Annotated in this window: 18 protein-coding genes; 10 read left to right on the top strand and 8 right to left on the bottom strand. The window is 65.7% G+C overall.

All coding sequences use genetic code 11. The features are described from left to right. Window positions 1-264: 264 nt before the first annotated feature. The 4 genes from BJF92_RS04145 to BJF92_RS04130 are packed head-to-tail and all read left to right on the top strand — an operon-like array spanning window position 265 to window position 5,429. Entirely contained in the window at window positions 265-1,854 is a 1,590-nt protein-coding gene (locus BJF92_RS04145; protein WP_075633920.1) for an ABC transporter substrate-binding protein, read from the top strand. Further along, complete coding sequence (locus tag BJF92_RS04140; protein ID WP_198931521.1) at window positions 1,854-2,981, top strand: ABC transporter permease; 1,128 nt, start codon at window positions 1,854-1,856, stop codon at window positions 2,979-2,981. Before BJF92_RS04145 ends, BJF92_RS04140 begins: the two co-directional genes overlap by 1 nt. After that, on the top strand, window positions 2,978-3,805 hold the full coding sequence (locus BJF92_RS04135; protein WP_075633514.1) for an ABC transporter permease: 828 nt from the start codon (window positions 2,978-2,980) through the stop codon (window positions 3,803-3,805). The genes BJF92_RS04140 and BJF92_RS04135 overlap by 4 nt, the downstream gene beginning before the upstream one ends. Next, window positions 3,798-5,429, top strand: coding sequence for an ABC transporter ATP-binding protein (locus BJF92_RS04130; RefSeq protein ID WP_075633513.1), 1,632 nt, complete (start codon window positions 3,798-3,800; stop codon window positions 5,427-5,429). Before BJF92_RS04135 ends, BJF92_RS04130 begins: the two co-directional genes overlap by 8 nt. A gap of 297 nt (window positions 5,430-5,726) precedes the next feature. Here BJF92_RS04130 and BJF92_RS04125 read toward each other — a convergent pair whose 3' ends face one another. Then, window positions 5,727-6,521 (bottom strand): helix-turn-helix domain-containing protein, encoded by a 795-nt coding sequence (locus tag BJF92_RS04125; protein WP_075633512.1) that lies wholly within the window; start codon window positions 6,519-6,521, stop codon window positions 5,727-5,729. Window positions 6,522-6,700: 179 nt separating this feature from the next. Here BJF92_RS04125 and BJF92_RS04120 point away from each other — a divergent pair, with 179 nt between their 5' ends. Next, a complete protein-coding gene (locus BJF92_RS04120; RefSeq protein ID WP_078057870.1) occupies window positions 6,701-8,263 on the top strand; it encodes an ABC transporter substrate-binding protein in 1,563 nt (520 codons plus the stop codon). A 73-nt stretch (window positions 8,264-8,336) separates the two neighbouring features. Beyond that, entirely contained in the window at window positions 8,337-10,337 is a 2,001-nt protein-coding gene (locus BJF92_RS04115) for a CocE/NonD family hydrolase (RefSeq protein WP_075633510.1), read from the top strand. 142 nt (window positions 10,338-10,479) lie between these two features. Here the strand turns inward: BJF92_RS04115 and BJF92_RS04110 are convergent, their stop codons facing one another. Further along, window positions 10,480-11,406: an alpha/beta hydrolase gene (locus BJF92_RS04110; protein WP_075633509.1), complete on the bottom strand. Its 927-nt coding sequence runs from the start codon at window positions 11,404-11,406 to the stop codon at window positions 10,480-10,482. Between the two features lie 248 nt (window positions 11,407-11,654). Between BJF92_RS04110 and BJF92_RS04105 the strand changes: the two genes are divergently transcribed. The 4 genes from BJF92_RS04105 (at window position 11,655) to BJF92_RS04090 (ending at window position 16,571) form a co-directional block, all read left to right on the top strand. Then, a complete protein-coding gene (locus BJF92_RS04105) occupies window positions 11,655-13,847 on the top strand; it encodes a TonB-dependent siderophore receptor (protein ID WP_075633508.1) in 2,193 nt (730 codons plus the stop codon). Window positions 13,848-13,851: 4 nt separating this feature from the next. Beyond that, window positions 13,852-14,649, top strand: coding sequence for a siderophore-iron reductase FhuF (gene fhuF / locus BJF92_RS04100; RefSeq protein ID WP_075633507.1), 798 nt, complete (start codon window positions 13,852-13,854; stop codon window positions 14,647-14,649). Further along, a complete protein-coding gene (locus tag BJF92_RS04095) occupies window positions 14,646-15,782 on the top strand; it encodes an ABC transporter substrate-binding protein (protein ID WP_075633506.1) in 1,137 nt (378 codons plus the stop codon). Before fhuF ends, BJF92_RS04095 begins: the two co-directional genes overlap by 4 nt. Before the next feature lie 231 nt (window positions 15,783-16,013). Continuing rightward, entirely contained in the window at window positions 16,014-16,571 is a 558-nt protein-coding gene (locus BJF92_RS04090) for a hypothetical protein (RefSeq protein WP_139790451.1), read from the top strand. Between the two features lie 95 nt (window positions 16,572-16,666). Here the strand turns inward: BJF92_RS04090 and BJF92_RS04085 are convergent, their stop codons facing one another. The 6 genes from BJF92_RS04085 to BJF92_RS04060 all read right to left on the bottom strand — a co-directional run bounded on the left by BJF92_RS04085 (window position 16,667) and on the right by BJF92_RS04060 (window position 23,709). Further along, window positions 16,667-17,995 (bottom strand): glucoamylase family protein, encoded by a 1,329-nt coding sequence (locus BJF92_RS04085; protein WP_075633504.1) that lies wholly within the window; start codon window positions 17,993-17,995, stop codon window positions 16,667-16,669. A 240-nt stretch (window positions 17,996-18,235) separates the two neighbouring features. Next, complete coding sequence (locus BJF92_RS04080) at window positions 18,236-19,537, bottom strand: flavin monoamine oxidase family protein (RefSeq protein WP_075633503.1); 1,302 nt, start codon at window positions 19,535-19,537, stop codon at window positions 18,236-18,238. Between the two features lie 263 nt (window positions 19,538-19,800). Continuing rightward, window positions 19,801-20,529, bottom strand: coding sequence for an aspartate/glutamate racemase family protein (locus BJF92_RS04075; protein ID WP_075633502.1), 729 nt, complete (start codon window positions 20,527-20,529; stop codon window positions 19,801-19,803). A 14-nt stretch (window positions 20,530-20,543) separates the two neighbouring features. After that, window positions 20,544-21,362, bottom strand: coding sequence for an ABC transporter permease (locus tag BJF92_RS04070; protein WP_075633501.1), 819 nt, complete (start codon window positions 21,360-21,362; stop codon window positions 20,544-20,546). 4 nt (window positions 21,363-21,366) lie between these two features. Then, window positions 21,367-22,275: an ABC transporter permease gene (locus BJF92_RS04065; protein WP_075633500.1), complete on the bottom strand. Its 909-nt coding sequence runs from the start codon at window positions 22,273-22,275 to the stop codon at window positions 21,367-21,369. Between the two features lie 135 nt (window positions 22,276-22,410). Then, complete coding sequence (locus BJF92_RS04060) at window positions 22,411-23,709, bottom strand: ABC transporter substrate-binding protein (protein ID WP_075633499.1); 1,299 nt, start codon at window positions 23,707-23,709, stop codon at window positions 22,411-22,413. Window positions 23,710-23,725 lie beyond the last annotated feature (16 nt).

Raw genomic sequence — 23,725 nt, 5'->3', positions numbered from 1 at the left:
CAAATGTCGGGAAACAGGCTATCGTTGCAAGACAGAGCCGGCACAGCCAGGCCATCGGCAGGGAATGTACCGCTGAGAAGCGGCGGATGGGCCGATGTGACCACGGCCTGACGCTGAAGGGAGACACATCCCTTCGCAGGCCGCCACGCATCACGCGCCACAGCGTTCCGGCAGGGGGAGCAACCGTCGGACTGAAGCGACCGGCCCGAAAGAGGCCGGATTATCATAGAAAAAGCCCGAAGCGGCTGAACGAGGGGAATGCAGATGAACGACTGGACACGCTACCTGAAAAACCAGGTGACGCTCGGCGCGATGAACCGCCGCGAATTCATGGGTCGCGCCGCAGCCGCCGGCCTGGCGGCCACGACGGCAGGCACGCTGTTTTCCACGGCGGCTGAAGCGCAGGAGCCCAAGCGCGGCGGCCACCTGAAGCTCGGCCTGGAAGGCGGCTCGGCCACCGACAGCAAGGACCCGGCGAAATTTCTATCGCAGATCATGTTCTGCGTCGGCCGCTGCTGGGGCGACATGCTGGTGGAGTCCCACCCCACCACGGGTGCGGCCGTGCCCGCGCTCGCCGAAAGCTGGGAGCCCTCCGCTGACGCCGCCACCTGGACCTTCAAGATCCGCAAGGGCGTCACGTTCCACAATGGCAAGGAGCTGACGGTCGAGGACGTGGTCAAGACCCTGCAGCGCCACACCGACGCGAAGTCGGAATCCGGTGCGCTCGGCGTGGTCAAGTCGATCAAGGAGATCAAGGCCGATGGCGACAATGTCGTGCTGACGCTGAGCGAAGGCAATGCCGACATGCCGCTCCTCCTGACCGACTACCATCTCGTGATCCAGCCGAATGGCGGCTATGACGATCCCTTCGCCTCGATCGGCACCGGACCCTACAAGCTCCTGACTTTCGAACCGGGCGTGCGCGCCACCTTCGAGCGCAACAAGGACGACTGGCGCTCAGACCGCGGCTATGTCGACAGCATCGAAATCATCAACATGAACGACGCGACCGCCCGCGTCGCCGCGCTCTCCTCCGGCCAGGTGCATTTCATCAACCGCGTCGATCCCAAGACGGTGAGCCTCCTGAAGCGCGCACCGACGGTCGAGATCCTCTCCACGTCAGGGCGCGGCCATTACGTCTTCATCATGCATTGCGACAAGGCGCCGTTCGACAATAACGACCTGCGCCTGGCGCTGAAATATGCCATGGACCGCGAGACCATGGTGCAGAAGGTGCTCGGCGGCTACGGCAAGGTCGGCAATGATTTCCCGATCAATTCCACCTATGCGCTGTTCCCCGAGGGGATCGAGCAGCGGGTCTATGATCCGGACAAGGCCTCCTTCCACTACAAGAAATCCGGCCATTCCGGCTCGGTGCTGCTGCGCACGTCCGAAGTTGCCTTCCCCGGCGCGGTCGATGCCGCCGTGCTTTATCAGGAAAGCTGCAAGAAGGCCGGCATCGCCATCGACATCAAGCGCGAACCGGGCGACGGCTACTGGTCGAATGTCTGGAACGTCCAGCCCTTCTCCACCTCCTACTGGGGCGGCCGGCCGACGCAGGACCAGATGTATTCCACCGCCTATCTCTCCACGGCCGATTGGAACGACACGCGCTTCAAGCGTCCGGATTTCGACAAGATCCTGCTGGAAGCCCGCGCCGAACTCGACGAGGCCAAGCGCAAGGACATGTACCGCACCATGGCGATGATGGTGCGCGACGAGGGCGGCCTGATCCTGCCGATGTTCAACGACTTCGTGAACGCCTCCTCCAAAAAGGTCAAAGGCTATGTCCACGACATCGGCAACGACATGTCGAACGGCTATGTCGCAACCCGCGTCTGGCTCGACGCCTGATGGCGGCGGCAGGCCAGCCGGCAGCGCCGGTCCATGATGCGGCAACCGGCGGTCTGGCGGCGGGGGGTATCCCGCCCGCCACGCCAGCCGACCCCTCCGCGCCGGTCTCCGGTTCCCCTCTGTCTGGTCCTTCCATGTCTGGTCCCAATGCATGGCGCCGCTTCGTGCGGCGCCATCCGCTGGCCGGGCTGATCCTGCAGCGGCTCGGCCTGTCCGTCGCCCTGCTCTTTGCCGTCTCGGTGATGATCTTCGGCGGGATCGAAGCCCTGCCTGGCGATTTCGCCACCACCTATCTCGGCCAGTCGGCAACGCCGCAGGCCGTCGCCAACATCCGGGCCGATCTCGGCCTCGACCGGCCGGTGACCACCCGCTATTTCGAATGGCTCGGCGGCGCGCTGCAGGGCGATTTCGGCACGTCCTGGGCGAGCCGCAATTCGGTCTCCGAGCAGATCGGCAAGCGGCTGGGCAATTCCCTGTTCCTCGCCTTCTTCGCGGCGCTCGTCTCGATCCCGCTCGCTGTCGGGCTCGGCATGCTTGCCGTGCAATATCGCAACCGGCTGCCGGACAAGATCATCAACATCGTTTCGCTGGCGGCGATCTCGCTGCCCGAATTCTTCGTCGGCTACCTCCTGATCATGGTCTTCGCCGTGCAATATGGCGTGGCGACCTTCCCGGCCACCGTCTATGACGGGATGGGCTTTCTCGACCGTCTCTCGGCCATCGCGCTGCCGGTGGCGACGCTGGTGCTGGTGGTGCTTGCCCATATGATGCGCATGACCCGGGCAGCGATCCTCAACGTCATGTCCTCGGCCTATGTCGAGACGGCGGAGCTTAAGGGTCTGTCCGCCTTCCGCATCATCGCCCGCCATGCCGCGCCCAATGCCGTTGCCCCCGTCGTCAACGTCATCGCGCTCAACCTCGCCTATCTCGTCGTCGGCGTCGTCGTGGTCGAGGTGGTGTTCGTCTATCCCGGCATGGGCCAGTACATGGTGGATGCCGTGACGGTGCGCGACATGCCGGTGGTGCAGGCCTGCGGCCTGATCTTCGCCGCCTTCTACATCTTCCTCAACATGGCGGCCGATATCATCGCCATTCTCGCCAATCCCCGACTGAGGCATCCGCGATGAGGCTTGCCAGCGTTCCCATCAGCGCCTGGATCGGCATGGCCGGCATCGCGCTCGCGCTCGTCTGCGCCCTCTTCGCCCCCTTCATCGCGCCCTATGGCGAGACGCAGGTGGTGGGCGATGTCTGGCTTCCAGCCGGCGGCGACTTCCTGCTCGGCACCGACAATCTCGGCCGCGATCTCCTGTCACGCCTGATCTTCGGCGCGCGCACCACCATTCTGGTGGCGCTGGCGGCCACCGTGCTCTCCTTCTCGCTCGGCATGGCGCTGTCCTTTACCGCCGCCGTCACCGGCGGCCTGATCGACCAGCTCTTCTCCCGCTTCAACGATCTGATGATGGCGATCCCCACGCTGATCTTCGCGCTGGTGGTGCTGGCGGTGCTGCCGCAGCATCTCTGGATCCTGATCCTGGTCATGGCCGTGCTCGACAGCACCCGCGTCTTCCGCATCGGCCGGGCCGTGGCGCTGGATGTCGCGGTGATGGAATTCGTGGAAGCGGCGCGCCTGCGCGGCGAGGGCCACCTCTGGATCATCTTCCGCGAGATCCTGCCCAACACGCTCTCGCCGCTGCTCGCCGAATTCGGCCTGCGCTTCGCCTTCTCGATCCTGTTTTTGTCCACGCTCTCCTTCCTCGGCCTCGGCATCCAGCCGCCGGCCGCCGACTGGGGCGGCATGGTCAAAGACAACAAGGACGGCATCATCTTCGGCATTTCGGCGGCACTGGTGCCGGGCGCGGCCATCGCCGCCCTCGCCGTCTCCGTCAACCTCGTGGTCGACTGGATGATGAAACGCACCTCGAGCCTCAAGGGAGGGCGCGGCGATGCCTGAGCTTCTGAGCGTCAACGGCCTCAGGATCGAGGCCACCAGCTATGCACCCGGCGAGGCGCCGAAGACGGTGACGCTGGTGGATGGCGTGTCCTTCTCCGTCGAAAAGGGCAAGGTGCTCGGCCTGATCGGCGAATCCGGGGCCGGCAAATCCACGATCGGCCTGTCTGCCCTTGCCTATGGCCGCGGCGGCGCACGCATCACCGGCGGCGAGGTGAAGCTCAACGGCACGGATATCCTCGCGCTCGGCCGCGCCGGCATCCGGGGCTTGCGCGGGTCCAAGGTCTGCTATGTCGCGCAATCGGCCGCGGCCGCCTTCAACCCGGCCCACAGGCTGGGCGAACAGGTGATCGAGGCGAGCCTGCGCCACGGCATCATGAGCCGGGCGGAGGCGGAAAAGCGCGCGCTTCATCTCTTCACCATCCTCGGCCTGCCCAATCCCGAAACCTTCGGCAAGCGCTTTCCGCATCAGGTCTCGGGCGGGCAGTTGCAGCGGGCGATGACCGCCATGGCGCTCTGCCCGAACCCGGAGCTGATCGTTTTCGACGAGCCGACCACGGCGCTCGACGTGACCACGCAGATCGACGTGCTGGCCGCGATCAAGCACGCGATCGAGGAAACGCACACCGCCGCGCTCTACATCACCCATGATCTCGCCGTCGTCGCCCAGATCGCCGACGACATCATGGTGCTGCGCCATGGCAAGACTGTCGAATATGGCAGCACCCGCCAGATCATCGAGGCCCCGCGCGAGGACTATACCCGCGCGCTCGTCAGCGTGCGCCAGACGGCGCGGCCGGAAGCAGTCGATCAGTCGAGCCCCGTGCTGACCATCGACCATGTCAGCGCCAGCTACGGCAATGGCTTCAAGGTGCTGCACGACATCTCGCTGACCCTGCCCAAAGGGCAGACACTGGCGATCGTCGGCGAGAGCGGGTCTGGCAAGTCCACGCTTGCCCGCGTCATCACCGGCCTCCTGCCGCCGACCGAGGGCCGCATCCGCTTCGACGGGGCCGAGCTGCCGCGCACGCTCAAGGGCCGCTCCAAGGAACAGCTGCGCCGCATCCAGATGATCTACCAGATGGCCGATACGGCGATGAACCCGCGCCAGACGGTGCGCGAGATCATCGGCCGCCCCATCTCCTTCTATGAAGGCATCCACGGCGCGAAAAAGACCGAGCGCGTGCGCCAGCTTCTCGACCAGATCGAGATGGGCGACCGCTTCCTCGACCGCTATCCGGCCGAACTTTCCGGCGGGCAGAAGCAGCGCGTGGCGATTGCCCGCGCGCTGGCAGCCCGACCGGAGCTGATCCTCTGCGACGAGCCGACCTCGGCACTCGACCCGCTGGTGGCGGAAGGCATTCTGAAGCTGCTTCTGAAGCTGCAGGAAGACACGCATGTCTCCTATGTCTTCATCACCCATGACATCGCCATCGTCCGGGCGATCGCCGATTCGGTGGCGGTGATGCATCGCGGCCGGCTGGTACGCTTCGGCCCGAAATCCACTGCCCTCTCGCCTCCCTTCGACGACTATACCGATCTCCTCTTGAAATCGGTGCCGGAAATGGAAATCGGCTGGCTGGAAAAGGTGCTGGCGACGCGGCGGATGGAGAGCGCGGGGAACTGACAGTCGAGCCGGTCGATGCCGGCCGCTTTCGCATCGATGCGATGCGGGAAAATTTAGCGGATTGGGCGGCCCTGAGGCGGGCTCGGCACAGAGGCTTGTGCGTTTGCCCCCCTCATCTGACCCTTCGGGCCATCTTCTCCCCAACGGGGGTCCGAAGGACGGGACGAGACCCGTGGCTCGTTCCCGGTCGGATGCTGGTAAGCAGATGAGGGGGCCGACGCCACCAAATCCATTGCATCATCGATCATGCCGTTGGCTTTCAACCCGCTGCTCTCAGCGCAATGCGGGCGGCACCGCTCACCTCGGCGCATCCATCACCGAGAGCACGTCGGCCTCCGGCCCGCTCAGGAACTGGCGAACCGTTGGCGGCAGGCTGCGCGCATTCGGCGCCAGTACGCCGCAGCGCGCCAGCATCTGGCGTTTGTCCACCTCCTGGCCCAGCGCCCGCCAGATCATGCGCGAGGCATAGGGCATGTTGCCCTTGCGCCAGGAGACGCCCATGGTCGTGCCGCGCAGATAGACGCGCTGATGCTCCTCGAACGGCACGAGGATGGTCTGCGACAAAAGCGGCTGGCGCCCGACGCTGCGCTCGGCCACGAACAGCCGGTTGCGCCAGCAGGTGACCAGGCCGACATATTTGGAAAACTGGATGATCTCGTTGGCCGGGTCCCGCATACGCTCGATCGACTTGATGCGCACCGAGCCGCGCTCTTCCCACAGGCGCGTGCAGGAGGACACGACCATGCCTGGCCATGACGGCGAGAGGTGGAAGGTCTGGTAATAGCCCAGATGCCGGCGCAGCACCTGGAGGTCGCCGGGAAAACCGTCAAGCAGCAGCCGCGCCTCGGACCGGTCTCGGTCCGGGCTGAGAATGCGCAGCTCGAACTGCCGGGGCTCCAGCGCGAAATCGGCCACCGACACCCCGAAATAGGCGGCGATGCGCGCGAGATTGTGCGGGCTCGGCCGCGACTGGCCGGCAATATAGCGGTTGAACTGCTGCCGGTTGAGCCCGATCGCCCGGCAGATGTCGGAGACGGAGCGCCGGGTGGTGCAGGCAAAGCGCAGATTGACGAGGAACGGATCTGAGGTCATCGGGCCGAAGAATGGTGTTGAAGCAGGCCGGGCTGCTCCAGCTTGCCCCCTAGCGTAAACGCGCGTCAGATCGCGTCAACTCGCGAAATTGTGCGGCCCTCCCAGCCGACTACCTTTTCCGCAACAAAGCGCATCCCGCACGGCTTGAAGGCTGGCGGGCAAGGATGAAGGGAACGATGATGAGCGACTTTCTCAACGGCGTCACGCGCCGCGGTTTTCTCGGCGGCGCGGCGGGCCTTGGCCTGACTGCCACCGCCTCCGGCCTGCTTCTGCCGGGTGCCGCGCGGGCGCAGGAGCCCAAGCGCGGCGGCACGCTGAAGATGGGCCTGAAGGGGGGTGCTGCGACCGACACGCTCGACCCCGCAACCTACAGCGCCTCCGTGCTCTTCGTCGTCGGCCGCCTCTGGGGCGACACGCTGGTCGAAAGCGACCCGAAGACCGGCGCGGCCCTACCCGCGCTCGCCTCCTCCTGGGAATCCTCGCCCGATGCCTCGGTCTGGACCTTCAAGATCCGCAAGGACGTGCGCTTCCATGACGGCGCCACCATGACGGTGGGCGATGTGGTCGCCACCTTGAAGCGCCATGCCGACGAAGGGTCCAAGTCGGGCGCGCTCGGCCTGCTGCGCTCGATCAAGACGATCGAGGAAAAGGCCGGCGATCTCGTGCTGACGCTGGCGGAAGGCAATGCCGACCTGCCGCTAATTCTCACCGACTATCACCTGATCGTCCAGCCCAAGGGCGGCGTCGACAAGCCGACGGCGGCCATCGGCACCGGTCCTTACGTGCTGAAGAGCTTCGAGCCGGGCGTGCGCGCCACGTTCGAGAAGAACAAGGCGGACTGGCGGTCCAATCGCGGTTTCGTCGATGCGGCGGAAATCACCGTGATGAACGATGCCACCGCCCGCATCGCCGCGCTCTCCTCCGGCCAGGTGCACTTCATCAACACGATCGATCCCAAGACCGTGCCGCTGCTCAAGCGCGCGCCGCGCGTGGAAATCCTGCGCTCCCAGGGCAAGGGCTTCTATTGCTTCCTGATGCACTGCGACACCGCGCCCTTCGACAACAAAGACCTGCGCCTGGCGCTGAAATATGCCATCGACCGGCAGCAGATCCTCGACCGCGTGCTCGGCGGCTTCGGCACGCTCGGCAATGACTATCCCGTCAACGGCAATTACGCGCTCGCGCCCGAAGGCATCGAGCAGCGCGCCTATGATCCCGACAAGGCCGCCTTCCACTTCAAGAAGTCGGGCCATTCCGGCCCGATCCTGCTGCGCACTTCGGATGCCGCCTTCCCCGGCGCCGTCGATGCGGCCGTGCTGTTCCAGGAAAGCGCCAAGAAGGCCGGGATCGCGCTCGACATCCGCCGCGAGCCGGAAGACGGCTACTGGACCAATGTCTGGAACGTGCAGCCCTTCAGCGCCTCCTACTGGGGCGGCCGGCCGACGCAGGACAGCCGCTATTCGACCTCCTATCTCTCCACCGCCGAGTGGAACGACACGCATTTCAAGCGGCCGGAGTTCGACAGGATGCTCTTGCAGGCGCGCTCCGAACTGGACGAGGCCAAGCGCAAGGCGCTCTACCACGACATGGCGCTGATGGTGCGCGACGATGGCGGGCTGATCCTGCCCGTCTTCAACGACTACATCATGGCCGCCTCCTCCAAGCTCAAGGGCTTTGTCGATGACATCGGCAACGACCTGTCCAATGGCTATATCGGCAGCCGCTTCTGGTTCGACAGCTGAGTTGATCAAACCTGACGGGGCGGCGACACCAGCCGCCCCGCTCCGACCGTCCGATCGAAAGGAAAGACTGCCTATGTCCGCGCGCGGCTTCACCGTCATCGAGAACGAATGGATCCGGCTGAAGGACGGCACGCGGCTCGCCGCGCGCATCTGGATGCCTGACAATGCCGGGGACGACCCGGTGCCGGCGGTGCTGGAATACCTGCCCTATCGCAAGCAGGGCGGCACCAGCCTGCGCGACGAATCGACCTATCCGGTCTTCGCCGCCGCCGGCATTGCCGGCGTGCGCGTGGACATCAGGGGCTCGGGGGAATCCGAGGGCGTGATCGACGGCGAATATACGCCGCGCGAACTGTCCGATGGCTACGAACTGGTGGAATGGATCGCCGCCCAGCCCTGGTCGAACGGCAGGGTGGGCATGATGGGCATTTCCTGGGGCGGGTTCAACTGCCTGCAGGTGGCCGCGCTGAAGCCGCCGGCGCTGAAAGCCGTGATCTCGATCGCCTCCACCGTCGACCGCTACAATGACGACATCCATTACAAGGACGGCACCCATCTCTCCGCCCAGCTCTCCTGGGCGGCGACCATGCTCGGCTATCAGAGCCGCTCGCCCGATCCGGCGCTTGTGGGCGACGCCTGGAAGGCGATGTGGCTGGAGCGGCTGGAGGGTGAGCCCTTCTTCCTGGAGGAATGGCTGGCCCATCCCCATCGCGACGCCTTCTGGCAGCATGGCTCGATCTGCGAGGATTTCGACGGCTTCCCCGTGCCGGCTCTGGTGATTGCCGGCTGGGCCGATGGCTACCGCAACACGCCGATCAAGGCGGTGGAAGGGCTCGGCCCCAAGGCCAAGGCGATGATCGGCCCCTGGGTGCACAAATATCCGCATTTCGCCTGGCCCAAGCCGCGCGCCGACTTTCATGGCGAGGCGATTGCCTGGTGGAACCGCTGGCTGCGCGACGAGGACAATGGCGCCGAGGCGCTGCCGCAGATGCGCGCCTTCATTCTCGACGGACCGCGTCCGGCGCTGCGCCGCGCGGTGGAGCCCGGCTTCTGGATCGCCAAGCAGGACTGGCAGGCGCCCGAGATGCAGAGCTTCCATGTCGGCCCCTATGGCGCACTGACGCAGGGCCTGCCGGTGCCGCATCCGCAGCCGCATGCGATCTTCCTGCGCTCCCCGCTCGACACCGGCACACAATCGGGCGAGTGGTTCACCCTGAAGCCGGATGCGGAAATGGCCGGCGACCAGCGGCTCGACGATGCCGGCTCGCTGACCTTCGAGACCGAGCCCTTTGCGGAAGGCGAGGCCTATCTCGGCCGTCCCGAGGTGACGCTGACGCTGACGCCGCATGCACCCGTGGCCAATCTCATCGTCCGCCTGGTCGATCTCCATCCCGATGGCGCGGCCACGCGCATCACCTTCGGCGTGCTGAACCTATGCCATCGCGACGGCAATGCCGCGCCGACGCCGCTCGTTCCCGGTGCGCCCATCACCGTGCGGCTGGTGCTGGATGCCTGCGGCTATCGCATCGGCGAGGGCCACAGGCTGCGCATCGCGCTGTCCACCGCCTATTGGCCGATGATCCTGCCGACGCCGGAGGATGCCGGGATCACGATCGACGCCGCAACGCTTGGCCTCGCCATGCCGCTCCTCGGCGACCATGAGCGCATCACCGTGCCGGAGCCGGAAAATCCGGATCCCTTGCCGCATTACACCGAGCTTTCGCCCGGGCGCACCGAGCGCCGCGTCGAGCGGGACTTGGCCACCGGCACCACGCGCTACATCATCGTCGAGGATACCGGCCTGTTCCGCCATCCCGACACGGGGCTTGCCATCCGCGATCTGCGCGAGGAATGCTGGTCGATCACCCAAGGCGACCCGCTGTCGATGACGGGCGTTTCGACCTGGACCTGCGTGACGGAGCGCGAGGGCTGGTCGGCCCGCACGGTCTCCACCTCGCGGCTGGCCTGCACCAGGGACGAATGGCTGACCTCGGCAGAGGTGACAGCCTTCGAGGGCGACAGCGAGATCTTCGCCAAGCGCTTTGAAAAGCGCATCCCCCGGGCGCTGATGTAATACGGTTTCCGGTTGATCAGACCGGAAACCGTATTCGTTCCATCGAAAATCTGGCCTTCCGGCCAGAGATTTTCGTTGGTTCTTGTTTTCGGTTCGCGAAGCGATCAGCCGGAAACCGTATAAGCGGCAAAAAGGGGCGGCGTCAGGCGCCGCCCGCCTCCCCGCGCTGGCAGAGCGCGGCAAGACCTTCGCAGAGGGCCGAGAAGCCGGCCTTCGCGCCCGGGCTCATATGCCGGGCGCGCAGCCAGGCATGCACCATCTGACGCTCTTCGCGGAAGGTGACATCGACGCCATCGGCCGCAAGCCGGCCGGCATAGAGCCGGGCATCGTCGCGCAGCGGGTCGAAATGCGCCGCCGTGATGAAGGCGGGCGGCAGGCCGGCGAGAGATGGCGCCCGCAGCGGCATGGCTGCCGGCAGATCCTCGGGCGCTTTCAGGATCTCGCGATAATAGCGCACATCGGCCGTGGTCAGGCCCGGGGCATCCGCCATCTCGGCATAGGAGCCGGAGACCAGGTCGCCGCCGAGGCCGGGATAGATCAGCGCCTGTCCACAGATGCCGGCCAGGCCACGGTCGCGCGCCGAAATCGCCAGGCCCGCCGCCAGATTGCCGCCGGCACTATCGCCTGCCAGAACCAGCGGCCGCTCTTCCTGGAGAAGGCTCTCCAGCACGGCATGGCAATCCTCGAAACCGGCCGGCCAGACATGCTCCGGCGCCAGGCGATAGGCCACCGCCACCACCTCCCGCCCCGTGCGGTCGGCAAGCTCGGCACAGATCGCATCATGGCTGTCGAGCGATCCGACGACGAATCCGCCCCCATGCAGATAGAGCACCAGCGCCGGACCGCGCACGTTGGCGGGATGATAGCGCCGGATCGGCACGGCGCCGACCGCGCCCTCCTCCCGCCGCAGCCCGGCCGGCGACGGCTGATCGAATCGGGCGCAGAGCGCGTCATAATAACGCCGCTGCGTATCGATCGGCGCGTCAACCGCATCCGGCGGGTAGAAGCCATCGCAAATCGCCTGAAAGGCGAGAATCTCGGCTTCGCTGGGTGACGGGCTGACGGGCATCGACCGATCCTGAAACTGTCATGGGAAGAGGCACGAGCCGACCATCAAACGCCCGGGAAGACAAGAGGCGGCGCGATGGGAGACGCTGAAACAGACCGAAAATTGTCTCGCGGTGCCGGGAAAACAACCAGTGCGAACAAAGCTTTGCGGACGGCCAAAAACTTGACTTAAAAAACCCACAATTCTCTTTCCATTGGCATAAAAGTTGATACATGAAGTCATCTTTCTTTGACTTCAGGACGCATGCCATGCCGTTGACGCCGCTTTCCCGCTCTCTTCTGATCCTCGCACTGGCCGGCACAACGCTCACCCCGTTTTGCCGGACGGCCCTGGCGCAGGAGGCCGGTGCGACGGCGATGCAGGACGCGACCGGAAGCTCCACGATGCTCGACACGATCGTGGCTTCGGGCGGATCCGGCGGGGTGATCACGGCGGATGGCTATGTCGGCACATCGAGCGCTACAGGCACCAAGGTAGACACGCCCTTCCTGCAGACGCCGCAATCGGTCTCCTCGGTCACGCAGGCGCAGCTGGAAGACCGCAATCCGCAGACCCTGACGGACGCGCTGGCCTATACGCCGGGCACCCGTGTCGGCGGCTATGGCTTCGATCCGCGCTTCGACAGCTTCACGGTGCGCGGCTTCGACGTGACCTATACCGGCATTTTCCGCGACAATCTGCGCCAGCCGGGCGCCGGCTCCTCCCTGTTCAAGACCGAGCCCTATGGGCTGGAGGGCGTCTCGATCCTGCGCGGCCCCTCCTCCGCGCTCTATGGCGCCTCCGGCGCCGGCGGGCTCTACAATCTCATCACCAAGCGGCCGACGGACACGCCGCTGCGGGAGGTCGAGATCCAATATGGCACGCAGGATCGCATCCAGGGCCAGTTCGACTTCTCCGGTCCGGTGAACGAGAGCGATCCGGTGACCTACCGCATGACCGGCCTGGCGCGCTCGGCCGACACCGAGCAGGTCGGCGTGCCCGACGACCGTGTCTATCTCGCCCCGGCGCTGACCTGGAAGCCGGATGAGGACACCCGCTTCACCCTGCTGGGCGAAGTCTCGCGCATCAAGACGGGCGGCACGGCGGCCTATTATTACGACGCGACCACCGGCAAGGTCTCGGATTTCTTCGCCGGCAATCCCGCCTTCAACGATTCGGTGCAGAATCAGGCGCGCATCGGCTACGAGTTCGAGCATCGCCTGAACGATGTCTTCACCTTCCGCCAGAATGCCCGCCTCTCGACGCTGAAGACCGATGCCGACTGGGCCTTTGCCTATCAGCCCAATGCCGTCGATCCGCTGCTCCTGGATTCCAGCGCCGGCACTTTCGAGGAGCGGCTGACGGCGGGCGTGATCGACAACCAGATCGAGGCCAGCTTCGATACCGGCGCGCTCGATCACACGCTGCTCGTCGGTCTCGACTACACCAAATTGCGCTACAGGAGCCTGAACGGCTATGGCGTCTCCCCGCCGCTCGACACCCGCAACCCGACCAAGGGCCGGCCTGTCGATCCCATCCCCTTCCAGACCCGCACCGATCAGGACCAGTGGCAGCTCGGCGCCTATGTCCAGGACCAGATCCGCTATGATGCCTGGACGCTGACGCTCGGCGGGCGGCATGACTGGGTGAAGACCGACACGGACAACACCACGCTCGCCACCAACGCCGTGACCACGACGAAGCAGACCGACAAGGCCTTTTCCGGCCGCATCGGCCTGACCTACGAGTTCGATTTCGGCCTCGCCCCCTATGCCAGCTATTCCACCGCCTTCTCGCCCAATGCCGGCGTGAACCAGGAGACCGGCGCCCCCTTCAAGCCGACCGAGAGCACACAGCAGGAAGTCGGCGTCAAATATCTGATCCCCGATCTCAACACGCTTCTGACCGCTGCGCTGTTCAACATCGAGCAGAAGAACGGCCTTTACTACGAGGTGGTGAACCTGCCATCGGGCCCGGCCAATATTCAGGTCCAGCGCGGCAAGCTGCGCTCGCGCGGCTTCGAGCTGGAAGGCGTGACCACGCTCGACAACGGCCTGTCGGTCACCGCCTCCTACACCTATACCGACATGAAGATCCTCGAAGGGCCGGAGGGCACGGTCGGCAATCATGTCTCCTCCGTGCCGATGCACATGGCGGCACTGTGGGCGGATTACACCCTGCCGGAGGATGGCTTTGCCGCGGGCCTGGGCTTCGGCGCCGGCGTGCGCTTCATCGGCAAGAGCTATGGCAACGACACCAACACGCTGCACAACAGCGCCCGCGCCCTGTTCGATGCCGCCGTGCATTACGACTTCGCCGCCATCGACAAGAAATATGAGGGGCTGAAGCTGCAGGTGAACGCCACCAATCTCTTCGACCAGCGCGATGCCGTCTGCTCGGCCGATTTCTGCTACCGCGACGCCGGCCGCAAGGTCGTCGGCTCGCTGAAATACAGCTGGTAGTGCCATGACCGGGTCAGCACATCCCGCCGCGGGCGACGCTTTCGGGCCGCTGCCGCTGTCTGCCCTGTTCACGGGCGAACATGCCTGGTGCGCGGAAAAAGTGCTGGCCGCAGAGGATCTGCCGGAGGCGATGCCGCTCGGCGCCTTCTTCCGATCGGGCGCCTTTGCCCAGGCGATCGACCGGATGGAGGAAGCGCGCGGCGCCTGCGACCGGCGGGCGCTCGCCTCCTTCTGGTCGCTCTATTACTTCGCGGCGCTGACCATTCCCTATGTCGTGGCCGGACGGGCGCATCAGGCCCTGCCCGTCTCGCTGGAGGCGATGACGATCGCGCTTGGGGAGGATGGCCTGCCGCGCGCTTTCGGGCTCGACGGCGCCGGCACGCTCAGCGAGGCGGATATCGAGGACCTGCCTGGTCTCGTGACCCCGCTGGTGACCGCGCATCTGCGCGAGGCGGTGGCGCTGATGAGTGCCCATGGCGGCCTGGCGCCGAAGCTCGCCTGGAACAATGCGGCCGTCTATATCGACTATGCCTTCAACGCCACGGCGCGCACGCGGCCGGACGGCGCAGCGAGCGCCGATCACGGTTGGGCCGCGCGCCCGCTCTTCGTCGAGGCCACGCTCAAGGACGGCAGCGCCAACCCCTTCCGCGGCTGCCTGCGCCACGATCCCGGGCCCGAGGGCGCGCCGCTCTGTCGCCGCCGGGTCTGCTGCCTGCGCTATCTCCTGCCCGGTGTCGCAAGCTGCGGCGAACTCTGCGCCCTGCCGGATCAGCGCAAACGCGCTCTGGAGACCACGGCATGACCGACATTCGCACCATCGTCCGCTTCCTGTCCGCAACGCTTGTCCTGCTGGCGCTGCTGGCCTTCGCCGCCCGCCCTGCCGGCGCCACGGACTATCCCGTCACCCTCACCGATTCGCATGGGCGCAGCGTCACGATCCCCGCGCGTCCCAAGGCGATCCTGCTTGGCACTGGTTTTCATCTGGTCGCGCTGTCGCTGGTCGATCCCGATCCCGTCTCGCGCCTGGCCGGTTGGTCTGAGGACATGAAGGCCGACAATCCGGAACTCTATGCCCGCTTCGCCGCGAAATTCCCCGCCCTCGACCGCTTGTCGCGCATCGATGACGGATCGGGCCCTGGCCTGTCGCTCGAAACCCTTTTGACCATTCCCGCGGATCTGGCGATCCTCGCCAACTGGCAGGCCGATACCGATGCCGGGAAACAGGCAATGACGGTGCTGGAACAGAGCGGCGTTCCCGTGCTGGTGCTGGATTTCAACAGCGCGCCGCTGGACAAGACGCCGGAGGCCATGCGGCTGCTCGGCCGCGCGATCGATCGCGAGCGCCAGGCCGATGATTTCGCGCGCCTGTTCGAGGAACGCATCGCGCGCATCCGCGAGCGGGTCGCCAGGGCGGATACACCGGGGCCGAGTGTCTTGATGGATGCCTTCCCCAATCCGGGCCGCTGCTGCTACGCCTATGGCACGGGCGGTCTCGGCGCCTTTCTGACGCTTGCCGGCGGACGCAATGTCGCCGAAGGCTTGCCGGCGCCGGGCGGCATGGTCAGCGCGGAATTCCTGCTGGCGGCCAATCCCGAGGTCTATATCGCCACCTCCGCGCCTGCGGGCGGCTATAGCGACGTCGTCATCGGCCCCGGCGTGGCCGAGGAGACGGCGCGCGACAGCCTCAAGAAGGCCGTATCGGCGCCGATCCTGGCAGAGCTCGCCGCCGTGAGGAGCGGACGGGTGCACGGCCTGTGGAATTTCTTCAATGCCGTGCCGCTCAACGTGGTCGCGGCCGAAGCCTTCGCGACATGGCTACGTCCCCATCTCTTCCCCGATCTGGACCCCGCCGCCACGCTGCGGGAGATAAACGACCGCTTCGCCGCCGTGCCTTTTGACGGCGCCTACTGGATCAGCCTGGAGCAGACACGCTGATCTCTCGATTTCGTGCGTTTTGCCTGGCCCGCCCTTCGCCCTATATGAAGGCTCACAGTCTGTTCAAGACTTGCTGTTGGTCTGACGAAAATGGTGATTTCGAGAACCGGAGCGCAGCGTACTTGAGGTACGTGAGCACCGGAAGCGCAGAAATTGCCATTTGCAGGCGGCCAACGGCGATTATTGGACAGACTGTAAGAGGTAGGACCTGCACGGGGGAGACGGGACGGAATGGCTTGGGCTTTGGCGACGGTCGTCGCATTGGCGATCGTATATGGCGCGCTGCGTTCAAGCCGCTTCGCGCGGCTGGCCGAGCCGGTGCTGAGCGTGCTCGTCGCCATCGTTCTGGTGGCCGCCTTCCTCATCTGGGCAACGGGCGACCAGCGCAGCGCGCGCGACCCTCAGCCGCCGCTGCGGCCCAGCCAGCGCCTGGCGATCACCCCGGATCAGGTGCAGCTTGACGGGCTGGTCTTCACGCAGGGCACGCCGATCAACAATTTCATCGTTACCGGCCGGATGACCAACCGCTCCGATGCCGTGCTCAATTACTTCACCTTTGTCGCGGCCCTGGAAGATTGCGCGGCCTCGCCCTGCCGGCCGATCGGCGAGGATCATGCGCTCGTTCTGGCCCGGCTGCCGCCTCAAGAAAGCCGCGATCTCCGGCTGGTGCTGACCCTGCCGCTTCCGGCCGGGCCGCTCTCTCCTGCGCTGCGCTGGACGACGCGCGTCGAAACCATCAACGCCTTGCCCGCCGGCCCGGCCGCACCGCCCGTGGCGGAAGGCCGCTAGCGCATCGGACCTGAAAGCGGGAAGCGGCTTTTAGAAGAATCTGGCGTGAGAACAAGGATCAGGAGAAGGCGGCAGACCCAGTCGGAGCAGCGACCTTACGCCTGCTCCAGCCAGCCCCCCTCGAAGCCGGCGACACCCAGGCCCCTGCGGATCAACGGGATGCCGCGCATCAGCTCCCAGATGAGCCCGGTCCGGTGATTTTCCAGCATCAGCACGAGAAGACCCTGGTCGAGGCCGACGGTGCGATCATCGAGCCAGCCTTCGGGGCCCGGACCGGGAACGCTGGGATTGAAGCTGCCGAGGAACTGGCCGTCGCGCAGGATATTCGGATAGGTCGAGAGCAGATGGCGCGTGCCGGCAAGGGCGGCATCCGGCGCGAAGGGAAGGCAGGCGAGCGGGGCCCAGGGGGCCAGCGTGCCGTCATCAGGACCGAACGGGGCGCCCCGGGCGAGATAGCCGGCGAAATCGAGCCGTCGTCCATCGAACAGCCGGCGCGAGCGCTGCGGGCCGTCGCAGGCCGTCAGCCCCCAGCAATGGGCGCCATAGCCTTTGAATCCGTGCGGATTGCGCGTGGCATAGTCGCGCTGCACCGCGATGGCCGTCTGCGTGTTCTGGAACAGATCGACGCCCTGATCGCGGCACATGCCGTCGGCGATGCCGCGAAAATCGATGAAGGCATGGGAGAAGAGGTGGATGAACAGCGGTCCGGCATAGAGGAACGGCTTGCCGTCGATCTCCTGCCAGTCGCAGCGCCGGGCGAAATGATGATAGCTCTCCGGCGGCGCGGGATAGGAGCGCGAGGCCAGCGCCATCACATAGAGGATCAGCGCCTCGCTATAGCCCTCCCAGCGATAGGGCAGAAGGCCGGTGCGCGGTTTCCAGCCAAGCGCGAGCGCGCCCTCACCGTCCACCGCCCATTGCCAATTGGCGCGGGCATAGAGCATGTCCGCCAGCTCGCGCAGTTCGGCCTCCCCCCCGCTTCGGTGGAAATAGGCGGCGGCGGTCAAAGCGCCGGCCAGAAGCAGCGCGGTGTCGATCAGCGACAATTCGCAACGCCAGGCCCGCAGGCCGGTTTTCATCTCGAGGAAATGGTAGAAGAAGCCACGATAGCCCGTGGCATCCGCATCGCGGCTTTGGCGGCTTCCCGCCAGGAAGCGCAGGGTGGTCAGCGCACGCTCGAGCGCGGCGTCCCGCGTCATCCATCCGCGCTCGACGGCGACCGGCAGGCAGGCGAGACCGAAGCCCGTTGCGGCGATGCTGCACGGCGTATTCGGCGAGGAGGCATCGGCGACGAGCCCGGTTTGCGCATCGGTGTAGTCAATAAAATAGTTGAATGCCGCCTGTTGCAACGCATCGCACAAGGCCGAGTCCGAGGCATAGGCCAGGGTTTCTGAGGTCAAATTGTGCTGAAGCGCGAGATTCATGAGGTCACGGCGGTGTTGGGCGCGGGTTCGGAGAGGCCGACCGCGACGAAGGTTCTTGGACAGGCGGTTTTGTACGTTGCGGGATGGCGTTTGGATGACAAACCACGCACAGCCTCCCTGCTTTTTCTTTTTCGATGCAGCCCGGCTCCTGACGCGCGCGACAGACTGCCGGAACCACTGTCCTCTGCCGAACCTGTCCTTTTCCTGTCAAACGTGAACGGTCTGACCTTGACGGGCGCGCTAGCGTCCCGTTTCCCCAGCTAAGGTCGCCAGAGCAGACACGGCTGCAGCCGCCGCGGCACGCCCGGCCAGAAGCGCACCCTCGATGTAGCAGGGGAAAGCCATGGCGAGTTCGGACGAGGCAAAATGCAGATCGCCCGCGCCGGCGCGCAGAAGCCGCTCGGCATCGCGCGCCGTCTTGTCGGTAATGACATCGCCATAGCCGCCGCTGCTCAAGGGATCGTCCATCCAGGGGCGCGCCGCGATCTCCAGCGGATGGGCGGCGTCCGGCCCCAGCACCGACAGGCGCTCCAGCACGAGCGTGCGCTGGCCGGCCGCGTCGCGCCCCTGCCAATCGCGCGCAAGCGGACCGCCGAGAAAGACGATCAGGCGACCCTCCGGCTCTGAGGCCAGCCCGCCATCGCAGCTGAAGAAGCCAAAGCCCGGCGCCGTCACCATGCCGCTTGCCCCCTGGCTGCGCCAGAAGGGCGTCGCGTAGCGCAGCATGAGCTTGACCACGCTGGCGCTGCTCCAGGCGGCCAGCGCGCCCTGAAGCGCGGGCGGCAAGGCCGGCTCGAAGGCGAGCGCGCGGGCCACGACCGGCGGCAGGGCCACGATCACCTGGCGGGCCGAGAGCGCCTCGCCCTGATCCATCAGGATCTCGCTGACACCTTCGCCCCTGCGGATGGCGCGAGCCCGCTGCCGGAGCCGCACCGTTCCCGGCCCCAGCGCTTCGGCCATGGCCTCGGCCAGCGCCTGCATGCCGGCGGGAAGGAAGCGGGCCAGCTCGTTTTCCTCATTGGTGTTGCGCCGGTCGTTGGAGGCAAGGAACCAGAGCGGAATCTCCCGCAAGGGGCGGCACCAGAGACCTTCGATCATCGAGCGAAAGGCCTGTTTGCCGAGTTCCGTGGTTGGGCGGCTCTGCAGCCAATCCGCCACGCTCAGGCCGGACAGCGCAGGATCCTCGGGATCGAGCATCCGCAGCCGCGCGCGCAGCGCCTGGCTCGCCGTGTCGGCCGCCTCCACCAGCGCTTCGGAGTGCGGCGGGTGAAAGCGATAGGCGCCGGAGAGACGGGTCTCGGCCGTGTCGAAGCCCAGGTCCCGCACGAGCGCGTTCAGCTCGGTCATATCCTGGCAGACGAACTGACCGCCGCCATCCCAGAGCCTGCCGGTTTGGTCCTCGTGGCGCTCGACCTTGCCGCCGACGCGGTCCCGGGCCTCCAGAACCACGACGCTGAGCCCCGCCGCCTGACAGATCCTGGCGGCACTCAAACCGGAAAAACCGGCACCCACGACCGCCACGTCATACGCGACATTACCCATTACGCCACCGTTGCCGTCTTTGCTGCTTTATCCGCAGATCGCGCTGACTGCCGTAAAGTCAAGGGAAACACGTGTTTCGATCTGGAGCAAGGTCGCAGCGCGGCATCATTCGCCGGCTAGCATCAGCAGGGCAATGCCACTGGGGTTCCCGACGGGCTGAACGCCGGGGCAGACTGCCGACCGGCAGATTGGAGCGATCACCGCCGCGCGCTGGCGAGGCGGCCGCGGGGAAACCGCGCAGCAGAGCCGGGCCAAACTCTGGCTCAGGGTGCGAAGGCACTCATGGCGCCGGCATAGGCCTTGGGCAGCGGTGCGGCATAGGAACCACGCTTGCTGGTCTTCAGGCCCTGGGCCACCAGCGCTTCGGCCTGCTTGATCGCGGCGGAGACACCATCGACCACGGGCACGCCATACTGGTTTTGAAGCCTCAGCGCCAGATCGGCCATGCCGGCGCAGCCGAGCACGATGGCTTCCGCGCCATCCTCCTTAAGCGCGCGCTCGATCTCGCCCGTCAGACGGCCCAGCGCGTGCGAGCCGGAATCTTCGAGATCCAGAACCGGAATATCCGCCGCGCGCACCCGCGCCCGCGCGCCCATGCCATAATGGCGGGCGAGATTGTCGATCAGCACGCGCGAGCGCTCCAGCGTGGTGACGACGGTGAAGCGCTGGGCGAGGAAACCGGCCGTCATCAGGGCGGATTCGCACAGGCCCAGAACGGGAATCGAGGCCAGCGCGCGGGCGGCATCAAGCCCGGTATCGTCGAAACAGGCAATGACCGCGGCATCCGCGCCCTCCGCCTCGCCGGCGCGGATCGCCTGCAGCAGGCCCGGCAGCGCCATGGCGCCGTCATAATGTCCCTCGATCGAGGCCGGGCCCATGGCGGAGGTGCGCGCCAGGATCTCGGTGCCGGGGGCCGCGACGGCGCGGGCGGCCGCGGCCGCCTTCTCGGTCATGGAGGCGGTGGTGTTGGGATTGACGAGCAGGATGCGCATGGAACCGATCTTTGTCAGGCGCGCGCAGCCCGGCGGCGCAGGCCGAGAATGACCAGAAGCGCCACGAGGATCACGCTGAAAGAGAAGAGACTGGTGACGGTGCCGAGCGCATAGAGCACCGGCGTCGTCACATTGGTGGTCATGCCGTAGATTTCCAGCGGCAGCGTGTTGTAGGTGCCCGAGGTCATCAGCGTGCGGGCGAATTCGTCATAGGACAGCGTGAAGCCGAACAGGCCGACGCCGATCAGGCTGGGCGCGATCATCGGCAGCAGCACGTGGCGGAAGGTCTGCCAGGAGGTGGCGCCGAGGTCGCGCGCGGCCTCTTCGTAAGAGGGCGAGAAGCGGTTGAAGACCGCGAACATGATCAGCACGCCGAAGGGAAGCGTCCAGGTGAGATGGGCGCCGAAGGCCGAGGAATACCAGGCCGGCTGCAGGCCCAGCTGGTTGAAGACCACGCCGATGCCGAGCGAGATGATAATCGAGGGCACGACGAGGCTCGCCACCGTGCCGTAGAACAGAAGCGTCGCACCGGGGAACCGCCGGCGGAAGGCGAGGCCCGCCATCAGCGACACCACGACATTGACCACCATGACCATCAGCCCGAGCATCAGGGAGCGGGAGAAGGAGGCGCCGAAATCGCCGACCGCCTGCTTTTCGAACAGGTTGAAGAACCAGTGCAGCGAGGCGCCGTTCATCGGAAAGGTCAGGCCGCCATTCGGCCCCTGGAAGGACAGGATGAACACGGCCGAGAGCGGCCCGTAGAGGAAGAGGACGAACAGGGTGAAGAAGGCCGCGAGCACATAGAATTCAAAGGTGCGCTTCTCGTGGTTCATGGGCTCAAAGCTCCTTGCGGATATCGACGACGCGCAGGATGGCGGCGACCATCAACAGCACGACCACGAGCAGGACGACCGCATTGGCGGCGGCGGCCGGATATTGCAGCAGCGACATCTGGTTCTTCATCATCAGCGCCACGGAGGCGCTCTGCCCGCCGGACATGACCTGCACTGTGGAGAAATCCGCCATGGTCAGCGTGACGACGAAGATCGAGCCGATGGCGATGCCGGGCTTGGCGAGCGGCAGGATGACGTTCCAGAGAATCTGCCCGCCGGTGGCGCCGCAGTCACGCGCCGCCTCGATCAGCGAGCGATCGATGCGCATCAGCGTGTTGAAGATCGGCGTGACCATGAACAGCGTGTTGAGATGCACCAGCGCCAGCACCACCGCGAAATCCGAATAGAGCAGCCATTCGATCGGCGCAGGGATGATCCCCATGTCGACCAGCGCCGTGTTGATCAGCCCGTTGCGGCCGAGCACAGGGATCCAGGAGATCATGCGGATGATGTTGGAGGTGAGGAAGGGCACGGTGCAGACGAGGAAAAGCAGCATCTGCATCGTCGTCGTGCGCACATGGAAGGCGAGGAAGTAGGCGACCCAGAAGCCGATCGCCAGCGTCAGCGCCCAGACGACGACGGTGTATTTCAGCGTGTTGAGATAGGTCTTCCAGGTGATCCAGGAGCCGAGCGTCTCCTCATAGTTCATCGTCAGAAAATCGGGATAGAGACCGGCGAAGTCGTAATCCCAGAAGCTGACGACCGCGATCATGAGGATCGGCAGGAGAAAGAAGAAGCCGAGAATGAGGACGAGCGGGCTCGCCTGCAGATAGGACAGCAAGGCGGGCGGCAGCGCCCTGCGCCGCGCGGGCTTTTGCGCCGTTTCGGCCAGTTTGGAAGCAATGGTCGCCATGGCGCGGCATCTCCCCTTCTCGAGCGTCAGGGCATGATCCAACCGGCGTGACACGCGGATCGATCGGATGATGCATCAAATAAAAGGGCCCGAAGCGCCGATCCCGTTGAAGGAGACCGGCGCTCCGGGGCAGCGTCAGGCGGCGATGAACTCGTTCCAGCGGCGGACCATGTAGCGGTCCTCGTCCATCACCGAGTTCCAGCAGGCCACCTTGCCCATGCGGTCTTCGAAGGAGCCGCCATCGCGCACGGCGCCGGCCTTCTCCATCACCTTGCCTTCGGGCGAGAGAATGTCGCCCTGGGCGGCCTTGCCTTCGATCCAGTAGCCCCATTCGTCCGGCGACATATGCGCCTTGGCCGTGTCCATGCAGGCGGAGTAATAGCCCTGGCGGTTGAGGTAAGCGCCGACCCAGCCGGAGGTGTACCAGTTGATATATTCATAGGCCGCATCCAGCTGCGCGCCGGTGAGATGGGACGCCAGCCCGAGGCCGCCGCCCCAGGCGCGATAGCCTTCCTTCAGCGGCTGGTATTTGCAGGCGATGCCCTTGGAGCGCACGGCGGCCACGGCAGGCGACCACATGGACTGGATCACCACTTCGCCCGATGCCATCAGGTTGACCGACTCGTCGAAGCTCTTCCAGAAGGCGCGGAACTGGCCGGCCTTCTTGGTCGCGATCAGGAAATCGATGGTCTTGTCGATCTCCGCCTTGGTCATGTTGCCCTTGTCGCCATATTTGATCTTACCGGAGGCTTCCATGATCATGGCGGCATCCATGATGCCGATCGAGGGGATGTTCAGGATCGAGGTCTTGCCCTTGAAGGCGGGGTCGAGAATGTCGGCCCAGCTGGAAATGTCGCGGCCGACGAGATCGGGGCGGATGCCCAGCGTGTCGGCATTGTAGATCGTCGGCATCATGGTGAACCACTGGGTCGGTTCCTTGGCGAACTTCTTGTCGCCGGGCTTTTCCACGAAGCCGACCGTATGCGGCGCCGTGCCCTGGGCGATGACGCTGTCGGGCTTCAGCTTGCCGGTGATGAACAGCGGCACGACCTTGTCGAAATATTTCAGCTTCTTCACGTCCATCGGCTGGATCACGCCCGAGGCATAGACCTTCTTCAGGATCCAGTATTCGATGTCGGCGACATCATAGGACTTGGGCTGGGTCACGGCGCGCTGGGCGGCGGCATCGCTGTCGGTGGCGGTCATCTCCAGCGTGATGCCGAGATCGGCCTTGCACTTCTCGGCAATGGCATTGATGTTCGAGACGCCGGTGCCGAACTGGCGCAGCGTGATCGGGTTCTGCGCCCAGATGGTCGGGAAGCCGGTGATGGCGCCCGAGCCGGCCACGGCGCCGACGGCGGCAGCCCCTGTCTTGAGGAGCGAGCGCCGGGTCAGGCCGGCCGTGGCTTTGCTGGTCTTGGTCTCCGTCGTCATGTCTGTTCCCTCTGTT

This window comes from Xaviernesmea rhizosphaerae, from assembly GCF_001938945.1.
Lineage (GTDB): Bacteria > Pseudomonadota > Alphaproteobacteria > Rhizobiales > Rhizobiaceae > Xaviernesmea > Xaviernesmea rhizosphaerae.
This window is presented reverse-complemented; position numbering and strand designations above follow the sequence as displayed.

Coding starts and splice junctions, on each gene's coding strand:
- BJF92_RS04075 (WP_075633502.1), bottom strand. CDS start 20,529: ATGCGCATCCTGCTCGTCAATCCCAACACCACCGCCTCCATGACCGAG.
- BJF92_RS04110 (WP_075633509.1), bottom strand. CDS start 11,406: ATGCCCGTCAGCCCGTCACCCAGCGAAGCCGAGATTCTCGCCTTTCAG.
- BJF92_RS04085 (WP_075633504.1), bottom strand. CDS start 17,995: ATGAATCTCGCGCTTCAGCACAATTTGACCTCAGAAACCCTGGCCTAT.
- BJF92_RS04065 (WP_075633500.1), bottom strand. CDS start 22,275: ATGGCGACCATTGCTTCCAAACTGGCCGAAACGGCGCAAAAGCCCGCG.
- BJF92_RS04135 (WP_075633514.1), top strand. CDS start 2,978: ATGAGGCTTGCCAGCGTTCCCATCAGCGCCTGGATCGGCATGGCCGGC.
- BJF92_RS04140 (WP_198931521.1), top strand. CDS start 1,854: ATGGCGGCGGCAGGCCAGCCGGCAGCGCCGGTCCATGATGCGGCAACC.
- BJF92_RS04090 (WP_139790451.1), top strand. CDS start 16,014: ATGGCTTGGGCTTTGGCGACGGTCGTCGCATTGGCGATCGTATATGGC.
- BJF92_RS04080 (WP_075633503.1), bottom strand. CDS start 19,537: ATGGGTAATGTCGCGTATGACGTGGCGGTCGTGGGTGCCGGTTTTTCC.
- BJF92_RS04120 (WP_078057870.1), top strand. CDS start 6,701: ATGAGCGACTTTCTCAACGGCGTCACGCGCCGCGGTTTTCTCGGCGGC.
- BJF92_RS04060 (WP_075633499.1), bottom strand. CDS start 23,709: ATGACGACGGAGACCAAGACCAGCAAAGCCACGGCCGGCCTGACCCGG.
- BJF92_RS04070 (WP_075633501.1), bottom strand. CDS start 21,362: ATGAACCACGAGAAGCGCACCTTTGAATTCTATGTGCTCGCGGCCTTC.
- BJF92_RS04125 (WP_075633512.1), bottom strand. CDS start 6,521: ATGACCTCAGATCCGTTCCTCGTCAATCTGCGCTTTGCCTGCACCACC.
- BJF92_RS04130 (WP_075633513.1), top strand. CDS start 3,798: ATGCCTGAGCTTCTGAGCGTCAACGGCCTCAGGATCGAGGCCACCAGC.
- BJF92_RS04105 (WP_075633508.1), top strand. CDS start 11,655: ATGCCGTTGACGCCGCTTTCCCGCTCTCTTCTGATCCTCGCACTGGCC.
- BJF92_RS04095 (WP_075633506.1), top strand. CDS start 14,646: ATGACCGACATTCGCACCATCGTCCGCTTCCTGTCCGCAACGCTTGTC.
- BJF92_RS04145 (WP_075633920.1), top strand. CDS start 265: ATGAACGACTGGACACGCTACCTGAAAAACCAGGTGACGCTCGGCGCG.
- fhuF (WP_075633507.1), top strand. CDS start 13,852: ATGACCGGGTCAGCACATCCCGCCGCGGGCGACGCTTTCGGGCCGCTG.
- BJF92_RS04115 (WP_075633510.1), top strand. CDS start 8,337: ATGTCCGCGCGCGGCTTCACCGTCATCGAGAACGAATGGATCCGGCTG.